The organism is Streptomyces sp. NPDC043685 (assembly GCF_056436585.1).
Genome location: NZ_JBWKCH010000013.1, coordinates 224,761 through 248,013, shown reverse-complemented (window position 1 = coordinate 248,013; position 23,253 = coordinate 224,761). Strand labels below are relative to the sequence as shown.

The window sequence follows — 23,253 nt, the reverse complement described above, 5'->3', positions numbered from 1 at the left end:
ACCCTCTCGGGCTTTCCTCCGGGCTTCCCTTCGGTCTTGCGTTTCCGACTCTATCAGATCTTTCCGATCCGATTTCCTCGGTGCTTTCCAGGTTCCCGCTTTCGCGTTTCCCTTTCCGGCGGTTCCGACTTTATCAGAAGTTCCGGGCCGGACTGACCGGCCACTCATTTCCGATTCATCGGGAGAGGCTTCAATGAAATCAGCGTTTCAAGAAGCAGATAGATGTTCACTGCGGCTGGTCCAAGGGCTAGAGCCCATGTCCAGGCAACTGTTCGAATCTACCTCCCCGCAGTCGCCGTGTCAACGGCTCCTGTGGGGCGAAGAGGAGACTAGCAGTTGAACGGAGGTGGTCGCACATCCGGCGGTCACGGAGACGATCAGGCCGCTGTGGGGACGGTCGCGCTGCGTTCCGCCGCCTCGAGGTCACCGGTCTCTCCCGCGCGTGCTGCGCGGCCGCCCACCACGTAGACGTACGCCAGGAAGGCCGCTTCGGCGGCGACCCCGATGCCGATCCGGGCCCAGGTGGGGAGGCCGGAAGGGGTGACGAAGCCTTCGATGGCGCCGGACACGAAGAGAACGAGGGCGAGACCTATGGCCATGCCTATGGCGGCTCGGCCTTCCTCCGCCAGGGCCGTGCGCCGCGTGCGGGGGCCGGGGTCGATGAGGGTCCAGCCCAGGCGCAGGCCGGTGCCGGCCGCGACGAAGACGGCGGTCAGTTCGAGGAGGCCGTGCGGGAGGATCAGGCCGAGGAACGTGTCGAGGCGGCCGGCCGAGGACATCAGACCGACGCCGACGCCGAGGTTGAGCATGTTCTGGAAGAGGATCCAGATGACCGGGAGCCCGAGGAAGACGCCCAGGATCAGGCACAGGGCGGCGGCCCAGGCGTTGTTCGTCCAGACCTGGGCGGCGAAGCTGGCCGCCGGGTGGCTGGAGTAGTACGTCTCGTACTGCCCGCCGGGACGGGTGAGCTCGCGCAGTTCGCCCGGGGCCGCGATCGAGGCCTGGACCTCGGGATGGGTGCCGATCCACCAGCCCAGGAGAGCGCCGACGGCCGTGGACAGGAGTGCCGTGGGCACCCACCAGTGCCGTGACTTGTAGACGGCGGCGGGGAAACCGTGGGCGAGGAAGCGGGTGACGTCGCGCCAGGAGGCGCGCCGGTTGCCCGTCACGGCACCACGCGCGCGTGCCACGAGTTGGCTGAGCCGGCCGGTCAGCTGCGGGTCGGGAGCGCTGGACTGGATCAGGGACAGATGCGTCGCGGTGCGCTGGTAGAGGGTGACGAGTTCGTCGGCCTCGGCACCGTTGAGGCGGCGCTGGCGGCGGAGCAGGGCTTCGAGGCGGTCCCACTCCGCTCGGTGGGCGGAGACGAAGACGTCGAGGTCCATCGGTGTGCCTGCTCCTCGGGTTGCTCTTCGGCAGCTCGTCGTGGATCAGCTTGTCGTACTGCGGTGCGATGCGCCCACAGCTTGGCAGACTGGCCCTGTCAGGGGCAGGGCAGGGGAAGGCGGCGGGCGTGAGTGAGCTGGTGACGGGCGAGGCTGTGGCGTTGGAGCTGCGCCCCGCGAGGCTGCCCAGCAGGGCCTTGGCCGTGCTGCTCGATCTGGTGGCGGCGGTCGCGGTCTACGTCGCGGTGACCGTCGTGCTGGTCGTGTCCACGGCCTCCCTGGACGAGGCGGCGCAGACGGCGATCTCGATCGCGACGTTCGTGCTCGTGCTGGTGGGCGGGCCGATCGCGGTGGAGACGCTCAGTCATGGACGTTCGCTCGGGAAGCTGGCCTGCGGGCTGCGTGTGGTGCGGGACGACGGAGGCCCGATCCGGTTCCGGCATGCGCTGGTGAGGGGCTTGATCGGCGTGATCGAGATTCTCATGACCTTCGGCGTGGTCGCCTGCATCGCCTCGTTCGTCTCGGCGCGCGGGCGGCGGCTGGGCGATGTGTTCGCGGGAACGCTCGTCGTGCGGGAGCGGATTCCGGTCGCGCGGACGAGTTTCGTGCCGCCTCCGCCGCCCTGGCTCAACGGGCGGTTCTCAGGTCTCGATCTGTCGGCGGTGCCCGACGGGTTGTGGCTCGCCGTCCGGCAGTACCTGACGCGCATGCGGCAGCTGGACCCGCAGGTGGGCTGGTCGATGGCCGAGCGGCTGGCGTCGGATCTGGCGGAGCGTACGGGGGCTCCGGTGCCGCAGGGCGTGCCGCCGGCCGCGTATCTGGCGGCGGTCGTGCAGGAGCGGCAGGCGCGGGAGGCCCGACGGGCTTTCGAGCGCGACACGGCACGGTCGGCCACGCCCGCCGCCGGTTCGCCCGCTTCACCGGCATCGGCCACCCCGGCGGACGGGCCGACGGCCGCGACCGAGGCCGTAGCCGAGGCCGCCGCTCCGGCTGCCGGCGAGTCGCAGGGCACGGGGGCTCCTCCGGCTGCCTACGGGCCGAGCGGACCGTCAACCGGGGTGCCCGGCGCGGTCTCCGGGGCGGCGTCCGAGCCGTCCGGCCCGAGCGAGCGGCGCGGCACCGGGTTCGTGCCGCCGGCGTAGGGCGGGGCGGGCAGGGCCGGACGCTCCGGGGCGGCTGCCTGGGTCAGGGGAACACCGACGGTGGTGATTCGAGGTCCTCCAGCTCGATGCCGGGTGCCGCGAGCACCACGTCGCCGGCGAGGTGCACGGTGTGCTGCTCGCCCGTGTCCAGGGCTGTGACCTGGTATTCGTCCACGATCAGGGGGCCGTTGTCAGTGGCGTGTGCTTCGCTTTTCAGCAAGGTCCAGGACTGGTCCACGGTGCGGGGGGCGAGGACCGGATCCGTGAACGCGACGAGGCGTACCCGGGTGGCCGCGGAGAGGGTGAGGCGCAGGAGACGGGCGGTGGCGACGAGGAAGGCCGGGGACGTGCCGGTGAAGGCGTGGGCGCGCACATTGCCTTCGGTGGCCTCGGTGCCGGTGGGGTCGGTGCGCACCCAGGTGACACCGTCGAGGGCGGCGCCGCGGACCTGCCAGGCGGCGGCGTGGAGTTCGAGGCGGAGGGGGCGGCCGAGTTCGTCGAGGGTGAGATCGACGGAGCCGCGGTGATCGCCCGCGGGGGTGGTCAGCTGGGAGACGTAGCGCCAGCCGGAGGGGCCGGGGGCGCACTGGAAGTGCTCGTCTGCGAGGGGGGTGTGATCGTGCGGATCGTGGAGCGAATAGCGGCCGCGGGGCATGGTGGTCCTGGGTCTTGACGGGCGGGGCCGGTCGTCGGCCGGTCGAACGGGGCAGGCCCCCGGCACGGGGGTGCGGGGGGCCTGCCTCGGAGATCCGGCCGCATCGGTGGGTGACCGACCGGCAGCGGTGCCGCTGGGCTCAGTAGCGGTAGTGGTCCGGCTTGAACGGGCCCTCGACCTGGACACCGATGTACTCGGCCTGCTCGGGGCGCAGCGTCGTCAGCTTCACGCCGAGCGCGTCGAGGTGGAGGCGGGCGACCTTCTCGTCGAGGTGCTTGGGCAGCACGTAGACGCCGGTCGGGTACTCGTCGGGCTTGGTGTACAGCTCGATCTGGGCCAGGGTCTGGTCCGCGAAGGAGTTGGACATCACGAACGACGGGTGGCCGGTGGCGTTGCCGAGGTTCAGCAGGCGGCCCTCGGACAGGACGATGATCACCTTGCCGTCGGGGAAGGTCCAGGTGTGGACCTGCGGCTTGACCTCGTCCTTGACGATGCCGGGGATCTTGGCGAGGCCGGCCATGTCGATCTCGTTGTCGAAGTGGCCGATGTTGCCGACGATGGCCTGGTGCTTCATCTTGGCCATGTCCGAGGCCATGATGATGTCCTTGTTGCCGGTCGTGGTGATGAAGATGTCGGCCTTGTCGACGACCTCGTCGAGGGTCGTGACCTGGTAGCCGTCCATCGCCGCCTGGAGGGCGCAGATCGGGTCGATCTCGGTGACGATCACGCGGGCGCCCTGGCCGCGCAGGGACTCCGCACAGCCCTTGCCGACGTCGCCGTAGCCGCAGACGACCGCGGTCTTGCCGCCGATGAGGACGTCGGTGGCGCGGTTGATGCCGTCGATCAGGGAGTGGCGGCAGCCGTACTTGTTGTCGAACTTCGACTTGGTGACGGCGTCGTTGACGTTGATCGCCGGGAACAGCAGGACGCCGTCGCGCTGCATCTCGTACAGGCGGTGGACGCCGGTGGTGGTCTCCTCGGTCACGCCGCGGATCTCGGAGGCCAGCTGGGTCCACTTCTGCGAGCCGTCCGTGATGGTGCGGTTCAGCAGTTCGAGGATGACGCGGTGCTCGTCGGACTCGGCGGTGTCGGGCGAGGGGACCTTGCCGTCCTTCTCGTACTCGACGCCCTTGTGGACGAGGAGGGTGGCGTCACCGCCGTCGTCCAGGATCATGTTGGGGCCGCCGGTGGGGCTGTCCGGCCAGGTCAGCGCCTGCTCGGTGCACCACCAGTACTCCTCCAGGGTCTCGCCCTTCCAGGCGAAGACCGGGACGCCCTGCGGGTTGTCGGGCGTGCCGTTCGGGCCGACGGCGATGGCGGCGGCCGCGTGGTCCTGGGTGGAGAAGATGTTGCAGGAGGCCCAGCGGACCTGCGCGCCGAGGGCGACCAGGGTCTCGATGAGCACGGCGGTCTGCACGGTCATGTGCAGGGAGCCGGTGACACGGGCGCCGGCGAGGGGCTGCGCCTCGGCGTACTCCTTGCGGATCGCCATCAGGCCCGGCATCTCGTGCTCGGCGAGGGTGATCTCCTTGCGGCCGAATTCGGCCAGGGAGAGGTCGGCGACCTTGAAGTCCTGTCGGTTCTCGACAGTCGTCATTGCGAGCTGCTCCTCGGGGATTGGGTCGAGGTGGGTACGGCTGGTCTGCGCGGCGGCGGACACAGGGGTGCCCGAAGGAGGACACAGGCATGCCCGCGTGCGCGCAGCGCAGTCCGTCGGAGGCCCTCTCTCCCTCGGCCGGTCCGCGGTGGGACCGCCCGACCGCCATCAGCAGCGACGTCTGGCTCCGTCCCAAGCTACACCGGGGGCGGCTGCGATCCCCAGTCCGCCGGGAAACAGATCGAGCCGATCATGTGACGGATCGGAGGACGCGGGCGCTCACCCGCAGGCCCTTGGACGGGCCGGGGGCGCAGGGCCGGGGATGCCGGACGGGGCCCGCCGAGTGGTTCGGCGGGCCCCGTGGGAGCGGCGGAGGTCAGTGGTCGGCGGGGTGGGGAGCCGGGCCGCCCGGGGAGGCCTCGGGGTCGGAGCCCTTGGCGGCTTCCCGCTCGCTGTAGATGTCCGGTTCGAGGTAGATCACGCGGGCGATCGGGACGGCCTCGCGGATGCGGGCCTCGGCGGCGTCGATGGCGCTGGCGATCTCGGTGGCCGTGTCGTCGTGCTGGACGGCGATCTTGGCGGCGACGAGCAGCTCCTCGGGGCCGAGGTGGAGCGTGCGCATGTGGATGATGCGGGTGACGGTGTCGCCGTCGACCACGGCGGCCTCGATCTTCCGGGTCTCCTCGAGGCCGGCGGACTCGCCGAGCAGCAGGGACTTGGTCTCGGCGGCGAGGACCAGGGCGATCAGGATGAGCAGGATGCCGATGCAGAGGGTGCCGATGCCGTCCCAGACGCTGTCGCCGGTGAGCAGGGCGAGGCCGACGCCGCCGAGCGCGAGGATGAGGCCGACGAGGGCGCCGAGGTCCTCCAGGAGGACGACCGGGAGTTCGGGCGCCTTGGCGTGGCGGACGAAGTCCTTCCAGGAGCGGCTGCCGCGCAGGGGATTGGACTCCTTGATGGCCGTCCGGAAGGAGAAGCCCTCGGCGATGATCGCGAAGACGAGGACGCCGACGGGCCAGTACCAGTGGGTCAGCTCGTGGGGGTGCTTGATCTTCTCGTAGCCCTCGTACAGGGCGAACATGCCGCCGAGGGAGAAGAGCACGATGGAGACGAGGAAGGCGTAGATGTAGCGCTCGCGGCCGTAGCCGAAGGGGTGTTCGGGGGTGGCCTCGCGCTTGGCCTTCTTGCCGCCGACCAGGAGCAGCGCCTGGTTGCCGGAGTCGGCGACGGAGTGGACGGACTCGGCGAGCATCGACGACGAGCCGCTGAAGAGGAACGCCACGAACTTCGCTACCGCGATGGCGAGGTTGGCGCCCAGTGCCGCCACGATCGCCTTGGTACCGCCTGACGCGCTCATATGTCCGCGTTGTCCCTTCGTACGCCGTTTCAGGGCCCGGCCGCCCGCCTTGGTGTGCGTCCGTGACTTTGCCCGTGCTTGACGGTGGGCCATTGTTGCAGCCCGCCGCGACAACGGTGAGTCAGGTCACCAGCACGGGGCCGTCGAAACGGTCAGGCGATGACGGTGGCCCGGAAAAGCGTTCCCGTACCGGACACTTCGGCCTTTTCCCCGGCCGGGACGAAGACGGACCGACCGGGGGTCAGGTCGTGCTCGCCGGCCCGGACGGTGCCTGCCGTGCAGAGCAGGATCTGCGGGGTCGGGCGGGTGAGGTCGTGGGCGGCGCCCGCCTCGGGCAGGACGTAGCGGGAGAGGCGGAACTCGTCGATCGGCGTCTCGTAGACCTCTTCGCCGTCCGGTGACGCCTCGGGGCGCAGGACGCCGGGGTCGCCGGGGCTGAAGCGGACGATGCGCAGGAGTTCGGGGACGTCGACGTGCTTGGGGGTCAGGCCGCAGCGCAGGACGTTGTCGGAGTTGGCCATGATCTCCACGCCGAGGCCGTCGAGGTAGGCGTGCGGAACGCCGGCGCCGAGGTAGAGGGCTTCTCCGGGCTGAAGCCGGACGTGGTTGAGCAGCATCGCGGCGATGACGCCGGGGTCGCCCGGGTAGTGGTGGGCGATGTCGGCGTAGGGGGCGTAGGCGCCGCCGAGGCGGGTGCAGGCGGTGGCCGCCTCGGCGACCGTGCGGGACATCTCCTCGCGGTCGGCGGTGAGGATCGCCGTGAGGACCTCGCGCAGGGCGGCTTCCTCGGGATGGGCGTGCAGCAGGTCGACGTAGGGCTTGAGGGAGTCGACGCCGAGGTCGTCGAGGAGGGCCGCGGCCTCCAGCGGGTCCCGGAAGCCGCACAGGCCGTCGAACTCGGTGAGCGCGCAGATCAGTTCGGGTTTGTGGTTGGCGTCCTTGTAGTTGCGGTGCGGGGCGTCCACGGGGATGCCCCGGCGCTCCTCGTCGGCGTAGCCCTCCCGGGCCTGCGTGAGGTCGGGGTGGACCTGGAGGGAGAGCGGGGCGCCCGCGGCGAGGATCTTGAGGAGGAAGGGCAGCCGGGGCCCGAACCTGGCGACGGCGGCGGATCCGAGTTCCTTCTCGGGGTCGGCGTCGACGACCTCGACGAGCGTGCCCCGGCCGGTGCGCGAGGGTGCGCCGGGGTGGGCGCCCATCCACATCTCCGCCTGCGGTTCGCCGGTCGGCTCGACGCCGAGCAGCTGCGGGATGGCGGTCGGGGAACCCCAGGCGTAGGGGCGGATGGTGTTGTCGAGGCGGTCCATGGGGTTCTCTCTGCGTGGTGCGGGGCGCGTGCGCGTCAGGGTCTCCCGGGCAAGATCAAGCCCTCGAGGCGAGCGCCAGGTAAACGGCGGCGAAATCCGTGATGGCGATCAGTTCCGCGAGGGTCTCCAGCTCGCCGCCCTCCTCCGGTTCGAGCTCGCTGATCGGTGTGTCGTGACTGAGGGCGAGGTCGCGGGCACCGGGGGCGGCGGTGAGGCCGCCGATGGGACGGTCGCGCAGCAGCACCACGCGCGCGTGCAGGGCGGGGGGTTCCTCGACGCGGTCGCGGAAGAAGTCGTCGGGGTCCGCGCTGGCGGCGAGCGGGCCGGCGAGCAGGGCGCCGTGGGCGGCGAGCGCCTCGGGGAGTTCGGCGACGACCGCGGGGGTGCCGGACAGTTCGGCGAGGGCGGCGGCGAAGCGGCGGCCCGCGGGTCCGGCCGAGACGCCCTCGGTCCAGACGATCGGGAGGGCGTCGGCGAGCTCGGCGGCCAGGGTCTTGGCGGCGTTGCTGTAGGTGGCGATGGCCGGGCCGCAGCGTTCGGCGACGCGGTCGAGGCGGTCGGCGACCTTGCCGAGGACGTCCGGCGGGGCGGCGAGCACGCCCGTGCGGTCCAGGAGGGCGAGCAGCGGGGTGAGCAGGGCCCACAGGACGCCGGGCGCCGACGCGGCGAGGGGCTCGTCCTGGTCGTACGGGGCGGTCGCCATGGGGACGAACAGGCCGTGCACACCGGCCAGGGCATCGGCGAGCGGGGTGCGGGCCGGGGCCACGGCCACGACGGTGCAGCCGCGGCGGTAGGCCTGCTCGGCCAGCAGCGACAGGCCGGGTTCGGTGCCGTCCGGGGTGGTGATCAGCAGGAGGTCCACCGAGCCGACCCAGCCGGGCAGTTCCCAGCGCAGGGCGCCCGCGGCGGGGGCGACGCCGGTGGGGGCGAGGCGGGTGACCGGACTGCCGGCGCCGGCGAGGGTGCCGATGAGGTCGGCGGCGTGGGTGGCGGCGGCACCCGGCCCCGCGATCAGGACGGCGCGGGGGCGGCCGTCCGGCTTGAGGTCGTTGACACCCGCCTCGGCGGCGTGGCGGGCGGCTGTGCGCACGCGGGCGCCGGCTTCCGCGGCACCGCGGAGCAACCCGCGGTGGTCGGCCTCGGCGAGGCCCTCAGGGGAGTCGAGCAGCGATTCGTCGAGCATGGGCGGCAGCTTCCCATCGCCGGGGTCCGTTACGGGTGTCCTGGATCGTGCCCGCTGTGCCGGGGGTCATGTGCACCGGGTGTCGCACGGATGCGTGCGCCCCCTGCCGGTCACGCGGGGCGGCGGGCCTCGTCGACCAGGAGGACGGGGATGCCGTCGCGCACGGGGTAGGCCAGGCCGCAGTTGGTGTCGGTGCAGATCAGCTCGGTGTCCTGCTCCCTGAGCGGGGAGTGGCAGGCCGGGCAGGCGAGGATCTCGAGGAGGCCGGATTCGAGGGGCATGGGGGTTTTCCTCCGGGGTGCGGGCGCTTGGGGTCGTGCCTGGTCAGATTACCGCCGGTGGGTCGGGGCCTCAGCCCCTGATGATCCCCAGCACCTCGTCGCGCACCCTGGCCATCGTGGCGGCGTCCCTCGCCTCCGCGTTCAGGCGCAGCAGCGGTTCCGTGTTGGACGGGCGGACGTTGAACCACCAGTCGGCGGCGGAGACGGTGAGGCCGTCGAGCTCGTCGAGGGTGACGCCCTCGCGGGTGCCGTAAGCGGAGCGGATCGCGGCGAGGCTGGCCTGCTGGTCGGCGACCGTGGAGTTGATCTCCCCGGAGCCGGCGTAGCGGTCGTACTGGGCGACGAGGGAGGAGAGCGGTCCGTCCTGGCCGCCGAGGGCCGCGAGGACGTGGAGGGCGGCCAGCATGCCGGTGTCGGCGTTCCAGAAGTCGCGGAAGTAGTAGTGCGCGGAGTGCTCGCCGCCGAAGATCGCGCCGGTGCGGGCCATCTCGGCCTTGATGAAGGAGTGGCCCACGCGGGTGCGGACCGGACTGCCGCCGTTCTCCTCGACGACCTCGGGGACCGACCAGGACGTGATCAGGTTGTGGATGACCGTGCCCTTGCCGCCATGGCGGGCCAGTTCGCGGGAGGCGACCAGGGCGGTGATCGCGGACGGGGAGACCGGCTCGCCGCGCTCGTCGACGACGAAGCAGCGGTCGGCGTCGCCGTCGAAGGCGAGGCCCAGGTCGGCGCCCTCCTCGCGGACCCGCTTCCGCAGGTCGACGAGGTTGGCCGGGTCGAGGGGGTTGGCCTCGTGGTTGGGGAAGGTGCCGTCGAGCTCGAAGTACATCGGGACCAGCGTCAGGGGGAGGCCGGCGAAGACCTCGGGGACGGTGTGCCCGCCCATGCCGTTGCCCGCGTCGACGACGACCTTCAGAGGACGGATCGACGTCAGGTCGACCAGGGAGCGCAGGTGGGCCGCGTAGTCCGACAGCGTGTCACGGCCGGTGACGGTGCCCGCCTCTGCGGCCGGCTCCGGGGCGCCCGAGTCCATCCAGCGCTCCACCAGTTCGCGGATCTGCGCGAGGCCGGTGTCCTGCCCGACCGGGGCGGCGCCCGAGCGGCACATCTTGATGCCGTTGTACTGCGCCGGGTTGTGGGAGGCGGTGAACATGGCGCCGGGCAGGTTCAGCGCGCCCGAGGCGTAGTACAGCTGGTCCGTCGAGCACAGGCCGATCTCCGTCACGTCCGCGCCCGAGGCGGCGGCCCCGCGCGCGAAGGCGCGGGACAGACCGGGCGAGGAGGGCCGCATGTCGTGCCCGGTGGCGATGGCGCTCGCGCCGGTGACCCGCACGAAGGCCGCCCCGAAGAGCTCGGCCACGGACTCGTCCCACTGGTCGGGTACGACCCCGCGGACGTCGTACGCCTTCACGACCTGCGACAGATCAGCAGCCACGGCCAACCTTCCTGAAAAAGTACTGTCGGTCCGCCCAAACTACCCTCGCCCGTCGTCGGCGCGCCGGGCGGTCACCGAGAGGACGCCCAGCCGTGATCTCGGGTCAGGGACCAGGGGCAGGGCCGCCACCGGCGGGGACAGCGCAATGACCGTGTCCGCGCCGTGGCCGCGCCGTGTGAGCGCCGAGTTCGTGTCCGTGGACGCCGGGGGGAGGACCGGGGAGTCGGTCAGTTGTCGGGCGAGCGCAGGACGCGCAGGTGCCCGCGGCGCGCGACCTCCATCGGGTCGCCCCCGCGGCCTCCGCCGCCGGCCCCGGCCGCCCGCTCCTGGGGGCGGGCCGCCTCGCGCACGGCGTTGGCGAGCGCTTCCAGGTCGTCACCGCTCGGCCGGGCCGGCGCCGAACCGTCGAGGAGGCGGACGACCTCCCAGCCGCGCGGGGCGGTGAGGCGCTCGGAGTGCTCGGCGCACAGGTCGTAGCAGTGGGGTTCGGCGTAGGTGGCGAGCGGGCCGAGGACCGCGGTCGAGTCGGCGTAGACGTACGTCAGCGTCGCGACGGCGGGACGGCCGCAAGCGGTGCGCGAACAGCGACGTACAGGGCTCACGATGTTGGACGGTACCGCACTCTTGAGCGGGCCGCGACGACTCTCCACCAGGTCACCCCACCGTGTCGTGCTGTGAAACGTCCCACACACTCTTTCGGGCGCACCTTGCTGACCTGCCGGGACATCGCCGTCCGGGGTGCCGGACGGTCGTACAGGCGGAGAAGAGTCATCACAAAACCCCCATATGCCGCGAGGTCGCCACTCTCGGCGGTATACGGATTCCAGCCCGACCTTGGCTTGAACCGTCATGTCCGCCAGGCCACGACGTGCCCTGCGGGGCGGCCGGAAGCCGCCCGTGGCGGCGTGCGGTGCCGGGCACGGGGCAGCGGCGGGGACTACCCTTCACCAGTGATGGACAAGCCCGTAACGCCCCGTGCCGCCGCCCCCGGGCCCCGCCGTCGTGATCGCCACGGACGGGGCATGCGCGGCCCCATCGCACCGCCGCAGGTGCCGCTCGCCGCGAGCCGTGCGGACGCGTTCGCCGATCTGGTGCAGGACTCCGTGGAGCGCCTGGAGCGGCGGTGGCCGCAGCTCGCCGACATCGACTTCATGGTCCTGGAGGTGCCCCGGCTCGACGGGCCCGGCCAGGCGTGGAACGACGAGGCGGTGCCGCTCGGCGGCACGATCGGCGCGCGCGAGGGCCGCCCCGCGCGCGTGGTCGTCTACCGGCGGCCGGTCGAGATCCGCACCAAGGGGCGCGACGAGCGGGCCGCGCTGGTGCACGAGGTGGTCGTGGAGCAGGTCGCCGAGCTGCTCGGGCTGACACCGGAGACGGTGGACCCGCGGTACGGCGAGGACCAGGGCTGAGACGGCGGGCCGTCGGCGGCCCTACTTCTGGAGCACCGACAGGTCCTCGTCCGCCTCCGGCACCGCCACCGTCCCCCGGTCGTCCGGGAGCGTCTGCACGGTGAAGGCGGGGACGCCGCCCTCGCTCGCCGCCAGGGTGCGGGCCCCGTAGACCGGGCCGCCGGAGACCGGCTCGACCGTGAGGGCGTAGGTGCCCTTCAGGCCGCCGGGGACCGGGGGCTCGATGTCCTGGGTGGTGCCGGCCTTGATCGTGTACGTCTTCGACACCGGGGTGCCGCCCTCGCTGCCGGCCGAGGCGGTGACCTTGACCGTGGCGGCGGCGCCCGGGGCCGTCAGCGACAGGGTGCTGCCCTTGCCGCTGTTGTCCGCCGACGTCGCGCGCGTGCCGACGGGGCGGGTGGCCGGGATGAACGCCGTCTCCTGCTTGTCGCCCTTGCCGCGCACGACCCGCAGGGCCGCCACGACCGGAACGGACCGGTCCGTCGGGGTCAGGACCAGCGAGCCGGCCTCGCCGCGGGTGACGTCGCCCAGGTCCACGGCGGTCGTCATGCCGCCCTTGACGTGCACCGTCTCGTGTCCGGCCGGGGTGATCAGCCCGGAGGGGGAGGCGAGGCGCACCTTCAGGTCGGCGTCGGCGTCGTCGGGGGTGAAGGCGACCAGGCGCACCGAGGTGGCGTCCTTGGGGATGCCGGGCAGGACCAGGCTGCCCGACGGGTCCGTGGACGCGGCGAGCCAGTCGCCGCCGAGCTTGTCGTCCAGGGCCTGCACGGCGGCTCCCACGCGGCCGCTGCGGACGTTGACGTGCACGGTGAGGTCGCTCTGCCGCTCGTCGGCGAGGGTGGACAGCAGGACCGGCTCGCTGGAGTGCGGCTGGACCGTGATGCCCTCCCCGACGGCGGACTTCAAGGCGCCGTCCTTGCCGTAGAGCTCGATGTCGACCACGGCGGCCGAGTCGTCGGGGTTGGTCAGATGGACGTAGTCGGTGCGGTCGGCGTCCGTGCTGGCGCCGGGGAACCAGAAGTCGGTGTCCGGAGCGGTGCAGTTGACGCCCTGGAGGCCGCGCCCGGTCCCCGCCGCGACCTCGGTCGTCTCCTGGACGGTCCAGCCGGGCGCGAACCTGCCGTCCGCGGTGCCGACCAGGGCGGGCGCGTCGCCGCCGGAGCTGTCGCCGGTGACCGGCTTGCCGGGCTCCTTCGGCGTCAGCACGGGCTTCGCGGACGGGTCCTTGCCCGGCTTGCCGTCGCCGCCCTTGCCCTTGTCCTTGCCGTCGGCCGGGGCGTCCGTGGACTCCTCGGTGGCCGCCGACAGTTCGGCCTCGCCCCCGCTTCCGGTGCCCTTCGTGACGGGCGTGAACGAGGTGTAGGCCGTCTCGGCGAGGTCGGAGGTGCTGGGCGCCGGGCACAGCAGACTCGTGCGCTCCACGGGCAGTTGGGCGGCCGCCTTGGCCGCGGTGTCCGGGGCCGGGGCGTCCGGCTGGGACAGGAAGGCGAAGCCGGTGACGGCGGCGAGCGCGGTCGTGCCGGCGATCAGGGACAGGGTGGTGCGGTTCACTGCTGGCTCCCGTCGGGACGCTCACTGCCCGTGCCGTGGGGGTGGTGCTGCTGCGCCGGGTCGTACGGCGTGCCGTAGCCCTGCTGGTAGGCCTGGTCGTAGCCCTGCTGGTCGTAGGGCGATGCCTGGCCCTGGCCCTGGCCCTGGCCGCCGTAGGCGTACGGGTCGTACTGGCCGCCCTGGTAGGGGTCCGCCTGGTACTGCTGCCCGTAGCCGTCGGCCGGGTAGGCGGTGTTCTGGTACTGGTCGCCGTAGCCCGCGTACTCGCCGTTCTGGTAGGCGGCGTTGTCCCACTCGCCGTGGTTCTGCTGCTGCGGCACCGCCGCGGGCGGCTGCTGCGGGGCCGGGAACTCCTCGGGCGCTGCGGCTTCTTCGGCCTCCGCCTCCGCCTGGGCGCGCAGACGGCGGGCGCGGCGGCCCTCGCCGGCGACGGCCTCGGCGGGGACGGCCGGCTCCTCGGGGAGGTCGTCGTCGATGTCGCGGCGCCGGCCGGGCAGGGCGAGCACCACGAGGACGACGGCGAGGATGCCCTGGGCCCACAGCCAGGCCGTGTGGCCGATCGGGTCGTCGTAGGTGACGTCCAGCCTGCCGCCGCTCGCGGGGAGTTCGAACCCCTGGGCCCAGCCGTCGACGGTGGTGGGGGTCAGCGGCTTGCCGTCGAGCGTGGCGGACCAGCCGTCGGAGGCGGAGTCGGCGAGGCGCAGCACGCGTCCGCCCGCCCCGGTCGGGATCGTGGTGTGGATGTCGACGGGTCCGGCGGCGACGGGCTGCGGGGTGCCGGAGGCGGGGACGATCGTGGCGCGCGCGACCTCCCGGTTGACGCGCCACAGCGCGCCGCCGTCCTGCTGGCTGAGCCGGGTCAGACCGGGCGTGGCGTCCAGGACGCGGGTGACCTCGCGGGGGGCGCCCTGGTGGACGAGGACGTAGCGCACGGCGAAGCCGCCGAGCTGGTCGGCCTGGTCGGCGCCGGAACCGGCGACCAGGTTGGCGACGACCTTGTCGAGTCGGCCGTTCTCGCCGTCGGCCGCGGCGATCTCGCCGTCGCCGAGGCGGGCGCCCGAACCGCGGACCAGCATGTAACCGACGTGGGCGGCGGAGTCGCTGTCGAGGACGAGGGTGCGGGCCTGGTCGCGGGTGCCGCTCTCCTCGGCGACGAACGCCGGGACCTGGACCGGGTCGCGCCGCTCCAGGGGTCCGTCGGCGCCGCGGATCATCCAGCCGGCGGCGATGAGCAGCGGCCCGGCGGCCGAGGCGAAGGCGATCAGCACGGCGACGGGCTGGCGCCAGCCGAAGCTCTGCTCGGCCACGCGCGCGCGTGCTCCGTCGGCGCCGAGCGCGGCGGCCGCCAGGAGCGCCATGCCGTAGACGAGGGTCGCCGGGCCGGCCCAGGTGGAGTTGTTGGCCAGGACCGCGAAGACGAAGCCGACCAGGGCGACCGTCCAGGCCGTCCAGATGCCCGACCGGCGCTCCGAGCGCACCAGGGCGGCGAGGGCGGCCAGCACGATGCCGAAGAGCATGAGGCCGCTGACGGTGCCGGGGCCGCCCGGGCTGGCGCCGAGCAGGTCGAGGGCGGAGGCGGCCGAGGGGCCGTACTCCAGGCCCGCTTCCCGCAGGAAGCCGAACGGCAGCAGCGTCAGCGACCAGGGCGCGAGGAGCAGCAGGGGGGTGCCGAGCTGGACGAGGAACCGCAGCCCGTAGGCCGTGATGTCGCCGCGGCGCAGCACCAGCAGTCCGACGCCGAGGAGCAGCGCGATGGGCCACACGATCGGCGTGAAGGCGGTGGTGATGGTCAGCAGCAGCGCGTACGCCCAGGTGGCGCGCCAGCTGCCGCGGGCCGTGCCGGTCCGCGTCAGGCCGCCGGCGGCGACGGCGGCGCGGGCGATGAGCGGCAGCAGCGCGGCCAGGACGGCGGTGCCGATACGGCCGCCGGCCAGGGCGCCGGTGGCGGCGGGCAGGAAGGCGTAGACGACGGCCGCCCAGGCGCGCAGCAGCCGGGACTCGACGAGCGGGCGGGAGGCGAAGTAGGCGGCGACACCGGCCAGCGGCACCGAGCAGACGAGCAGGAGCGTGACGGCGAGGCCGGTCGAGCCGAACAGCAGCGACGCCAGCATGGCCACGAGTGCGAGGTACGGAGGCGCGGAGGAGGTGCCGCCGGCGCCGACCGGGTGCCAGGCGTCCAGGTAGCGCGCCCACAGTTCGCCGGAGTCGGCCGGGGCGGGCAGCAGGGCACCGCCCGCCAGGGCGCCGCCGCCGAGGAGCTGTCGGCAGGCGGCCAGGGAGACCAGCAGCAGCACCAGGAAGAGGACCGGGCCGGGCTTGCGCGCGATGCGCTTGAGCCGGGCGAACTGCTCGATCTCCAGGAAGTCGGCGTCGTCGCCGCCGGGGCCCGACTCGACGGCGCCGCCGTGCCGGCCCGCGCCGGCGGCGGCCTCCGGGTCGGAGCGGCCGACGAGGCTGCTCGCGACCTGCTCGACGGTGACGCGGACGGTGGCGCCGGGTGGCGGGAACAGCGCCCGCAGCTCGCCCTTGTCGATCCGGGGTGCGCCTCTGCCGCGCCGCCCGGCGAGGATTCTCTCGGGCCTGAGCAGGGTGCCCAGCAGACCGCGGATCTCGTCGACGGCCTGTCCGGGGACCTTGCCGACGAGGTAGGCCACGGTCCGCAGCACGGTGCCGAGCACGATCCGCAGCAGCACCCACGGGAGCACGGCCGTACGCGAGTTGACCAAAAGGGTGTAGACGGCGCCGGCCTTGTCGACCTTGTGCGGGGAGGCCGCGGTGCGGCCCACGCAGTCGACCGTGCGCCGTTCGCGGCTGGAGGCCTCGGCGTGCCGGACGACCGCCTCGGGGGCGACCAGGACGCGGTAGCCGGCCGCGTGCGCCCGCCAGCACAGGTCGACGTCGTCACGCATGAGGGGCAGGTGGCGGTCGAATCCGCCGAGCTGCTCGAAGACGTCACGGCGGACGAGCATGCCGGCGGTGGACACCGACAGCACGGTCCGGACGTGGTCGTGCTGGCCCTGGTCCTGCTCGCGGCGGTCCAGGCCGGTCCAGCGGCGGCCGGAGTTGGCGATGGAGACGCCGACCTCCAGCAGCTGACGCCGGTCGTACCAGCCGCGGAGCTTGGGGCCCACGACGGCCACGTCCTCGCGGCCCAGCTCGTACTCGTTGTCCACGACGCGCAGCAACTGGGCCAGGGCGTCCGGGTCCGGGGCGCAGTCGTCGTGCAGCAGCCACAGCCACTGCACGGGCTCGCCGTGCGGCAGCTCCGGCAGGTCGTAGGCGTCGTCGCGCCACGAGCGCGTGACCGGGTCCCAGCCGCTGGGGCGCTTGAGGTACGGCAGCTCGTCGGGGGTCAGGACGGGGGCGGAGCGGTCGCACTCCTCGACGGCCTGGCCGAAACCGGTGCGGCGGGCGAGGTGCAGCACCCGGTCGGCGCCGAGCGCGTCGGTGACCAGCTGCGCGGAGGCGTCCGAGCTGCCGGTGTCGGCCCCCATCGCGTACTGGACGGGACGCTCCTGGCCGAGCAGTCCGGCGAGCGCGTCGGGCAGCCAGCGGGCGCCGTCGTGCGAGACGAGGACCGCGGTCACCACATGACGCGGGAACTCAGGTGTGGCAGCGGTGTCGTGATGGGCTGCCGGGTGGCTGTGCACGGACATCGAGGTACGGGCCCCGGTTCGGTGGACTGCGGTGGACGCCCGCGCCCGGTGGGGGCGGCGGGGCGTCTCGGACGAGCGACCACACTATCGGCTGCGCAGCAAGAGGCCCGCCGCCTGTGGATGACCCACGGGCGACGGGCCGTTCACGAAGAGGGGTGAGGGGGGTCAGACGGCCGCCTTCTTCAGGCGGCGGCGCTCCCGCTCGGACAGACCGCCCCAGATGCCGAATCGCTCGTCGTTGGCGAGGGCGTACTCGAGGCACTCGGAGCGGACCTCACAGGCGAGGCAGACCTTCTTGGCCTCTCTGGTCGAGCCGCCCTTCTCGGGGAAGAAGGACTCGGGGTCGGTCTGGGCGCACAGCGCGCGCTCCTGCCAGCCGAGCTCCTCGTCCGCGTCGTCGACCAGCAGTTGCTGCACCGTCTCGGTCATGTGCGCCCCTCGTCTGTCTTTCGCGTCCCCGTGATCTGGCCGTTACCGATTCCGGCTGAACGACACGAGTGAAATTACAAGTGTGCAGCTCCGGGCGAGTCAAGCCGAGATCTGCTATTGAGCCCCTTATTCACTCTGCGGAACCAAGCCCGTGCGGAAAGTGTTCAAATCACCTTAAAACCTGACACACCGACGAAGCCCCGGAGGGCTTTCGTCGTCCGCCGGACCCCTCGCAGACCTCTACGGAGAAGGACGCCCAGGAGTTCGATCTCGTTCCGACACGCACATCGAAGCGAAACGGATCACAGTCGGATCACGACTACGCAACGGGGTTTGTGCGCCCGGTTGGACGCCATGTGTCCCGGGCGGGGCATGAACAAACCTTTCATCTGAGCGATTGACCGGATGAGGTGAACCACATCCCACATACCGGGTGTCGAGTTGACAGTGAAGGTGTGAACCGGTGTCCTTGTGGGCATGCTCGCGAACTTGGCACCCACCTCGACCCGCACCGCCGGGTCCCTCGGTGCTGCCCGCGCTCGCTGTAGCTGTCGCTGTTGCAGCTGTTGAGCCACACCCGCTCCAGCTGAAGGCCGAGCCACCCGTCTCCCGGCCCTGTTCCCTCTGACCTTCCTTCACTGAGGAACCACGCACCCATGAACAGCGACAGCGACCTCCAGATCGCCGGCGACATCCTCGAAGTCACCCACCTCCTCCAGACCCCCCGCGAGCATCCGGCCACCGTCGCCGAGTTCGTCGGACTGGCCCGCTCCCTCGCCGAGGACCGCTCCCAGTGGGAGCACCTCGTCCGCTACGACGCGACCAGCCGCTGGTACCACCGGCTGCGCACCGGCCCCGGCTACGAGGTGTGGCTGCTGTCCTGGGTGCCCGGGCAGGGCAGCGGGCCGCACGACCACGGCCGCTCCTCCGGGGTGCTGACCGTGCTGGAGGGCACGCTGACCGAGCGCACGGACCGGGGCACACGCGCCTTGCGGGCCGGCGCGCAGCGCGTGTTCGCGCCGGGGTACGTGCACGAAGTCGTCAACGACGCCCTGGAGCCGGCGGTGAGCCTGCACGTCTACCACCCGGGCCTCACCGAGATGCCGATGCACACGGCCCCGCACTGCGAGGCCCAAACCGCGCCGGGCGCGCTGACCGCCTGACCGGTCCCCCCGGCCGCCGACCGCTTGCCGCGGGCGCCTGCGAGGATGGCTCCCATGCGCATTGTGGTTCTGGCAGGCGGCATCGGCGGTGCCCGGTTCCTGCGTGGTCTGAAGCAGGCCGTCCCGGACGCCGACATCACGGTCATCGGCAACACCGGGGACGACATCCACCTCTTCGGGCTGAAGGTCTGCCCGGACCTCGACACGGTGATGTACACGCTCGGCGGCGGCATCAACGAGGAGCAGGGCTGGGGTCGCGCCGACGAGACCTTCCATCTCAAGGAGGAGCTCGGGGCGTACGGCGTCGGGCCCGAGTGGTTCGGCCTGGGCGACCGGGACTTCGCCACGCACATCGTGCGGACGCAGATGATCGGCGCCGGATACCCGCTGAGCGCGGTGACACAGGCGCTGTGCGACCGCTGGCAGCCGGGCGTGCGGCTGCTCCCCATGTCCGACGACCGCGTCGAGACCCATGTCGCCGTCGAGATCGACGGCGAGACCAGGGCGATCCACTTCCAGGAGTACTGGGTGCGGCTGCGCGCCTCGGTGCCCGCCCGGGCGGTCGTGCCGGTGGGCGCCGAGCAGGCCAAGCCCGCGCCGGGCGTCCTGGAGGCCATCGCCGAGGCGGACGTGATCCTCTTCCCGCCGTCCAACCCGGTCGTGTCGATCGGCACGATCCTCGCCGTGCCCGGCATCCGGGAGGCGATCGCGGACGCCGGGGTGCCCGTCGTCGGCCTCTCCCCCATCGTCGGTGACGCGCCCGTGCGGGGCATGGCCGACAAGGTGCTCGCCGCCGTGGGCGTGGAGTCGACCGCGACGGCGGTGGCCGAGCACTACGGCTCGGGGCTGCTGGACGGCTGGCTCGTGGACTCGGTGGACGCGGACGCCGTCGAGCGGGTCGAGGCGGCCGGGATCCGCTGCCGGGCCGTGCCGCTGATGATGAGCGACACCGACGCGACCGCGCGGATGGCCCGGGAGGCACTGGCCCTGGCCGAGGAGGTGCGGGGGGCGTGAGCGCCGAGGTCACCGGCGAGGAGCGGGGCCCCGAGGGGTTCCGGGTATGGGCCGTGCGCGGGATACCCGAGGTCGCGGCCGGGGACGACCTGGCCAAGCTGATCGCGGCGGCCGGGCCCGGACTGGCCGACGGGGACGTCGTGCTCGTCACCTCGAAGATCGTGTCCAAGGCCGAGGGCCGGATCGTCCGGGCCGCCGACCGGGAGGCCGCGATCGACGCGGAGACGGTCCGGGTGGTGGCCCGGCGCGGCAGCCTGCGGATCGTGGAGAACCGGCAGGGCCTGGTCATGGCCGCGGCCGGGGTCGACGCCTCCAACACCCCTGCGGGAACGGTGCTGTTGCTGCCGGAGGACCCGGACGCCTCCGCCCGCGCCATCCGGGAGGGGCTGCGCGACGCCCTCGGGGTCGACGTCGGGGTGGTCGTGACGGACACCTTCGGGCGGCCCTGGCGCGCCGGGCTCACGGACGTGGCGATCGGGGCGGCAGGAGTGCGCGTGCTGGACGATCTGCGCGGCGGCACCGACGCGCACGGCAATCCGCTCAGCGCCACCGTCGTCGCCACGGCCGACGAACTCGCCGCGGCGGGCGACCTGGTCAAGGGCAAGGCCGCGGGACGGCCCGTCGCCGTGGTGCGCGGGCTCGCGCACCTGGTGGCCCGGGGCGACGACGGCCAGGGAGCGCGGGCCATGGTCCGCGGCGCCCGCGACGACATGTTCCGCCTCGGCACCTCCGAGGCGGTCCGGCTGGCCGTGACCCAGCGCCGCACGGTCCGCGCCTTCACCGACGAGCCGGTCGACTCCGGCGCCGTACGGCGGGCCGTGGCCGCCGCCGTGACGGCGCCGGCACCGCACCACACCACACCGTGGCGGTTCGTGCTGCTGGAGTCCGAGGAGTCGCGGACGCGGCTGCTCGACGCCATGCGGGACGCGTGGATCGCCGACCTGCGGCGGGACGGCAAGACGGAGGAGTCCGTCGCCAAGCGGGTCCGGCGCGGCGACGTGCTGCGCAACGCGCCCTACCTCGTCGTTCCGTGCCTGGTCATGGACGGCTCGCACACCTACGGCGACCCGCGGCGCGACGGTGCCGAGCGGGAGATGTTCGTGGTCGCCGCGGGCGCCGGCGTGCAGAACTTCCTGGTCGCGCTGGCCGGGGAGCGGCTGGGCTCGGCGTGGGTGTCGTCGACGATGTTCTGCCGGGACGTGGTGCGCGAGGTGCTGGACCTGCCGGCGGACTGGGACCCGATGGGGGCGGTGGCCGTCGGGCATCCCGCGGAGGAGCCCCGGCCACGGCCCGGGCGGGACGCGGCGGCTTTCATCGAGGTGCGGTGACAGGCGCCGGGCGGCGCCTACCCTCGTAGGGCTGCTCTCAAGGATCCCGGGGACTTCATTCATGGCAGGACGGTTCGCCCAGCGGCCCACGCTCCCCCACAGCCCGCAGGGCGTGGGAGGTGCCCCCGTGCGCCGGGGGCATGCCGCCGTGCCCCCGGGGATGCCGCGGCAGTCGACGGGCCCGGGACGGGTGCGCGCGTGGGTGCCGGACGGGCCGCTGGATCTCGGCCTGGTGCTCGGGCCGCTGCGGCGCGGGCCCGGCGATCCGACGTTCCGGGCGATGCCCGACGGGTCCGTCTGGCGGACCAGTCTCACCCCGGCCGGTCCCGGCACACTGCGCGTGTGCGCGTACGGCGGTGGGGTGCGCGGGGAGGCCTGGGGGCCCGGGGCGCCGTGGCTGCTGGAGCGCATGCCCGAACTGCTCGGGGCCGCGGACGATCCCTCGGCGTTCGTGCCGCGGCACCGGCTGCTGGCGGCGGCCCGGCACCGGCGGCCGGGGCTGCGGCTGACGCGGAGCGGGCTCGTGCTGGAGTCGTTGATCCCCTCGATCCTGGAACAGAAGGTCACGACCGACGAGGCGTACCGGGCGTGGCGGCTGCTGGTGCGGAAGTTCGGCGAGCCGGCGCCGGGGCCCGCGCCCGAGCGGATGTACGTGATGCCGGCACCTCGGACCTGGGCGCTGATTCCCTCGTGGGAGTGGCATCGGGCCGGGGTCGACGACAAGCGGGCGTCGACGATCCTGCGGGCCGTGCGGGTCGCCGCGCGGCTGGAGCAGGCCGTGGAGATGGAGCCCCGGGCGGCCCGGGCCCGGCTCGAACTGGTGCCGGGGGTCGGGCCGTGGACGTCCGCGGAGACGGTGCAGCGCAGTCACGGGGCGGCGGACGAGGTGACGGTCGGGGACCTGCATCTGCCCGGCATCGTGGGGTGGGCACTGGCCGGGGACCGGGACGCGGACGACGCGGCGATGCTGGAGCTGCTGGAGCCGTATGCGGGGCAGCGGCATCGGGCGGCCCGGCTGATCCTGCTGAGCGGGAGGGTGCCCGCGCGAAGGGCGCCGAAGATGCCTCGGTGGGACATCGGGCGGTTGTGAACCGTGGGGGTTGAGGTGCTCGGCGTGCGTGCCGGGGGCGGGTGGGTCCGCAGCCCGGCGGTGCCGGGTGCCGCTGCGTCCACCCTCCCCCGAGCTCTCGGCTTCGCTCGAGCAGGGGGACCCCCATCGCCCTTGGCGGCACGATTGCCCGCAGCGGCGGCGGCCCCCTCCCGTCCTACTGGTCCGAGGAGAAGCGGACCGCTCCCGCCGGGATGCGGGCGTCGCACCATATGCGGGCGCCCTCCAGGAGTTCGTTGTCGGGGCCGATCACCGCGCCGTCTCCGATGACCGTGCCCGTGAGGATCGAGCGCCGGCCGACGCGGGCCCGGGTGCCGATCAGGGAGTCGGTGATGACCGCGCCCGGTTCGATGACCGCTCCCGGCAGGATCGTGCTGCCGAAGATCCGCGCGCCCTCCGCGACGAAGGCGCCCTCGCCCACCACCGTGCCGCCCGAGAGCTTCGCGTCGGAGGCCACCTGGGCAGTGGGCAGGACCAGGCGGTCGCCGCAGCGGCCGGGGACGGCGGGCGAGGGGGCCCGGCCGAGGACCAGGTCCGCCGAGCCCCGGACGAAGGCCGCCGGGGTGCCCAGGTCCAGCCAGTACGTCGAGTCGACCATGCCCTGCAGGTGCGCGCCGGCCTCCAGCAGGCCGGGGAAGGTCTCCCGTTCCACCGACACCGGCCTGCCCAGCGGGATCGCGTCGATGACCGAGCGGCGGAAGACGTAGGCCCCCGCGTTGATCTGGTCGGTGACGATCTCCTCGGGGGTCTGCGGCTTCTCCAGGAACGCCAGGACCCTGCCCGAGTCGTCCGTGGGGACGAGGCCGTAGGCGCGTGGGTCCGTGACCTTGGTCAGGTGCAGGGAGACGTCCGCGCCCGACGTCTCGTGGGTGTCGACCAGGGCCCGGATGTCCAGGCCGGTCAGGATGTCGCCGTTGAAGATCAGGACCGGGTCGTCGGGGCCGGAGTGCAGCCGGGAGGCCACGTTGCGGATGGCGCCGCCCGTGCCGAGCGGCTCCTCCTCCGTGACGTACTCCAGGTGCAGTCCGAGCGCGGAACCGTCACCGAAGTACGGCTCGAAGACCTCGGCCAGATAGGACGTGGCCAGCACGATGTGCTCGACGCCCGCCGCTCTCGCTCTCGCCAGCTGGTGCGTGAGGAAGGGCACCCCGGCCGCCGGGACCATGGGCTTGGGCGTGTGCACCGTGAGCGGGCGCAGCCGGGTGCCCTTGCCGCCGACCAGGAGGATCGCTTCTGTCACGTGTCGTCTCTGCTTC

Annotated in this window: 20 protein-coding genes; 7 read left to right on the top strand and 13 right to left on the bottom strand. The window is 73.0% G+C overall.

The features are described from left to right. Positions 1 to 197, top strand: a 197-nt coding sequence (locus AC0665_RS35135) for a hypothetical protein (protein ID WP_478706565.1), incomplete at its 5' end; no start/stop codon positions are given. A gap of 180 nt (positions 198 to 377) precedes the next feature. Here AC0665_RS35135 and AC0665_RS35130 read toward each other — a convergent pair. Next, on the bottom strand, positions 378 to 1,385 hold the full coding sequence (locus AC0665_RS35130) for a stage II sporulation protein M (protein ID WP_478706564.1): 1,008 nt from the start codon (positions 1,383 to 1,385) through the stop codon (positions 378 to 380). Positions 1,386 to 1,513: 128 nt separating this feature from the next. On the opposite strand from AC0665_RS35130, the gene AC0665_RS35125 reads away from it, so the two are divergent. Further along, complete coding sequence (locus tag AC0665_RS35125) at positions 1,514 to 2,527, top strand: RDD family protein (RefSeq protein ID WP_478609874.1); 1,014 nt, start codon at positions 1,514 to 1,516, stop codon at positions 2,525 to 2,527. A gap of 43 nt (positions 2,528 to 2,570) precedes the next feature. Here AC0665_RS35125 and AC0665_RS35120 read toward each other — a convergent pair whose 3' ends face one another. The 8 genes from AC0665_RS35120 to AC0665_RS35085 all read right to left on the bottom strand — a co-directional run bounded on the left by AC0665_RS35120 (position 2,571) and on the right by AC0665_RS35085 (position 10,989). Beyond that, entirely contained in the window at positions 2,571 to 3,182 is a 612-nt protein-coding gene (locus AC0665_RS35120) for a hypothetical protein (protein ID WP_478609872.1), read from the bottom strand. A gap of 139 nt (positions 3,183 to 3,321) precedes the next feature. Then, positions 3,322 to 4,779 carry an adenosylhomocysteinase gene (gene ahcY, locus AC0665_RS35115; protein WP_468636705.1) on the bottom strand — a complete coding sequence of 486 codons (1,458 nt, stop codon included), beginning with the start codon at positions 4,777 to 4,779 and terminating at the stop codon, positions 3,322 to 3,324. 376 nt (positions 4,780 to 5,155) lie between these two features. Next, positions 5,156 to 6,136 carry a cation diffusion facilitator family transporter gene (locus tag AC0665_RS35110; RefSeq protein WP_478609869.1) on the bottom strand — a complete coding sequence of 327 codons (981 nt, stop codon included), beginning with the start codon at positions 6,134 to 6,136 and terminating at the stop codon, positions 5,156 to 5,158. Between the two features lie 152 nt (positions 6,137 to 6,288). Beyond that, positions 6,289 to 7,440 carry a mannose-6-phosphate isomerase, class I gene (gene manA, locus AC0665_RS35105; protein WP_478706563.1) on the bottom strand — a complete coding sequence of 384 codons (1,152 nt, stop codon included), beginning with the start codon at positions 7,438 to 7,440 and terminating at the stop codon, positions 6,289 to 6,291. 55 nt (positions 7,441 to 7,495) lie between these two features. Then, positions 7,496 to 8,623 carry an SIS domain-containing protein gene (locus tag AC0665_RS35100; RefSeq protein ID WP_468414199.1) on the bottom strand — a complete coding sequence of 376 codons (1,128 nt, stop codon included), beginning with the start codon at positions 8,621 to 8,623 and terminating at the stop codon, positions 7,496 to 7,498. 110 nt (positions 8,624 to 8,733) lie between these two features. Further along, a complete protein-coding gene (locus tag AC0665_RS35095) occupies positions 8,734 to 8,904 on the bottom strand; it encodes a Trm112 family protein (RefSeq protein WP_363122661.1) in 171 nt (56 codons plus the stop codon). 70 nt (positions 8,905 to 8,974) lie between these two features. Continuing rightward, a complete protein-coding gene (locus AC0665_RS35090) occupies positions 8,975 to 10,339 on the bottom strand; it encodes a phosphomannomutase/phosphoglucomutase (protein ID WP_468414201.1) in 1,365 nt (454 codons plus the stop codon). 227 nt (positions 10,340 to 10,566) lie between these two features. After that, complete coding sequence (locus AC0665_RS35085; protein WP_363122663.1) at positions 10,567 to 10,989, bottom strand: DUF3499 domain-containing protein; 423 nt, start codon at positions 10,987 to 10,989, stop codon at positions 10,567 to 10,569. Between the two features lie 303 nt (positions 10,990 to 11,292). Between AC0665_RS35085 and AC0665_RS35080 the strand changes: the two genes are divergently transcribed. Next, positions 11,293 to 11,748 (top strand): metallopeptidase family protein, encoded by a 456-nt coding sequence (locus AC0665_RS35080; protein ID WP_363122664.1) that lies wholly within the window; start codon positions 11,293 to 11,295, stop codon positions 11,746 to 11,748. 21 nt (positions 11,749 to 11,769) lie between these two features. On the opposite strand, the gene AC0665_RS35075 is transcribed toward AC0665_RS35080, so the two are convergent. The 3 genes from AC0665_RS35075 to AC0665_RS35065 form a co-directional block, all read right to left on the bottom strand. Next, the gene (locus AC0665_RS35075) at positions 11,770 to 13,299 is read right to left on the bottom strand and encodes a DUF5719 family protein (protein WP_478706562.1); all 1,530 of its coding nucleotides are present in this window, start codon (positions 13,297 to 13,299) and stop codon (positions 11,770 to 11,772) included. After that, positions 13,296 to 16,955 (bottom strand): glycosyltransferase family 2 protein, encoded by a 3,660-nt coding sequence (locus tag AC0665_RS35070; protein WP_478706561.1) that lies wholly within the window; start codon positions 16,953 to 16,955, stop codon positions 13,296 to 13,298. Before AC0665_RS35070 ends, AC0665_RS35075 begins: the two co-directional genes overlap by 4 nt. Before the next feature lie 165 nt (positions 16,956 to 17,120). Next, a complete protein-coding gene (locus AC0665_RS35065) occupies positions 17,121 to 17,384 on the bottom strand; it encodes a WhiB family transcriptional regulator (RefSeq protein ID WP_010034659.1) in 264 nt (87 codons plus the stop codon). A gap of 656 nt (positions 17,385 to 18,040) precedes the next feature. Between AC0665_RS35065 and AC0665_RS35060 the strand changes: the two genes are divergently transcribed. From AC0665_RS35060 to AC0665_RS35045, 4 genes are all read left to right on the top strand, one after another. Continuing rightward, on the top strand, positions 18,041 to 18,547 hold the full coding sequence (locus tag AC0665_RS35060; protein ID WP_478706560.1) for a cysteine dioxygenase: 507 nt from the start codon (positions 18,041 to 18,043) through the stop codon (positions 18,545 to 18,547). A 54-nt stretch (positions 18,548 to 18,601) separates the two neighbouring features. Then, entirely contained in the window at positions 18,602 to 19,561 is a 960-nt protein-coding gene (gene cofD / locus AC0665_RS35055; RefSeq protein ID WP_363122668.1) for a 2-phospho-L-lactate transferase, read from the top strand. Then, a complete protein-coding gene (locus tag AC0665_RS35050) occupies positions 19,558 to 20,889 on the top strand; it encodes a coenzyme F420-0:L-glutamate ligase (RefSeq protein ID WP_478706559.1) in 1,332 nt (443 codons plus the stop codon). Before cofD ends, AC0665_RS35050 begins: the two co-directional genes overlap by 4 nt. Before the next feature lie 61 nt (positions 20,890 to 20,950). Continuing rightward, positions 20,951 to 21,979, top strand: coding sequence for a DNA-3-methyladenine glycosylase family protein (locus AC0665_RS35045; RefSeq protein WP_478706558.1), 1,029 nt, complete (start codon positions 20,951 to 20,953; stop codon positions 21,977 to 21,979). A gap of 175 nt (positions 21,980 to 22,154) precedes the next feature. Here the strand turns inward: AC0665_RS35045 and manB are convergent, their stop codons facing one another. After that, positions 22,155 to 23,237, bottom strand: a complete 1,083-nt coding sequence (manB, locus tag AC0665_RS35040) for a mannose-1-phosphate guanylyltransferase (RefSeq protein ID WP_468414210.1) — start codon at positions 23,235 to 23,237, stop codon at positions 22,155 to 22,157. Between the last annotated feature and the right edge of the window lie 16 nt (positions 23,238 to 23,253).

What these genes read in the sequence shown, in the direction of transcription:
- AC0665_RS35130 (WP_478706564.1), bottom strand. Translation starts at nt 1,385, where the DNA reads ATGGACCTCGACGTCTTCGTCTCCGCCCACCGAGCGGAGTGGGACCGC.
- AC0665_RS35120 (WP_478609872.1), bottom strand. Translation starts at nt 3,182, where the DNA reads ATGCCCCGCGGCCGCTATTCGCTCCACGATCCGCACGATCACACCCCC.
- ahcY (WP_468636705.1), bottom strand. Translation starts at nt 4,779, where the DNA reads ATGACGACTGTCGAGAACCGACAGGACTTCAAGGTCGCCGACCTCTCC.
- AC0665_RS35110 (WP_478609869.1), bottom strand. Translation starts at nt 6,136, where the DNA reads ATGAGCGCGTCAGGCGGTACCAAGGCGATCGTGGCGGCACTGGGCGCC.
- manA (WP_478706563.1), bottom strand. Translation starts at nt 7,440, where the DNA reads ATGGACCGCCTCGACAACACCATCCGCCCCTACGCCTGGGGTTCCCCG.
- AC0665_RS35100 (WP_468414199.1), bottom strand. Translation starts at nt 8,623, where the DNA reads ATGCTCGACGAATCGCTGCTCGACTCCCCTGAGGGCCTCGCCGAGGCC.
- AC0665_RS35095 (WP_363122661.1), bottom strand. Translation starts at nt 8,904, where the DNA reads ATGCCCCTCGAATCCGGCCTCCTCGAGATCCTCGCCTGCCCGGCCTGC.
- AC0665_RS35080 (WP_363122664.1), top strand. Translation starts at nt 11,293, where the DNA reads ATGGACAAGCCCGTAACGCCCCGTGCCGCCGCCCCCGGGCCCCGCCGT.
- AC0665_RS35070 (WP_478706561.1), bottom strand. Translation starts at nt 16,955, where the DNA reads ATGTCCGTGCACAGCCACCCGGCAGCCCATCACGACACCGCTGCCACA.
- AC0665_RS35065 (WP_010034659.1), bottom strand. Translation starts at nt 17,384, where the DNA reads ATGACCGAGACGGTGCAGCAACTGCTGGTCGACGACGCGGACGAGGAG.
- AC0665_RS35060 (WP_478706560.1), top strand. Translation starts at nt 18,041, where the DNA reads ATGAACAGCGACAGCGACCTCCAGATCGCCGGCGACATCCTCGAAGTC.
- cofD (WP_363122668.1), top strand. Translation starts at nt 18,602, where the DNA reads ATGCGCATTGTGGTTCTGGCAGGCGGCATCGGCGGTGCCCGGTTCCTG.
- AC0665_RS35045 (WP_478706558.1), top strand. Translation starts at nt 20,951, where the DNA reads ATGGCAGGACGGTTCGCCCAGCGGCCCACGCTCCCCCACAGCCCGCAG.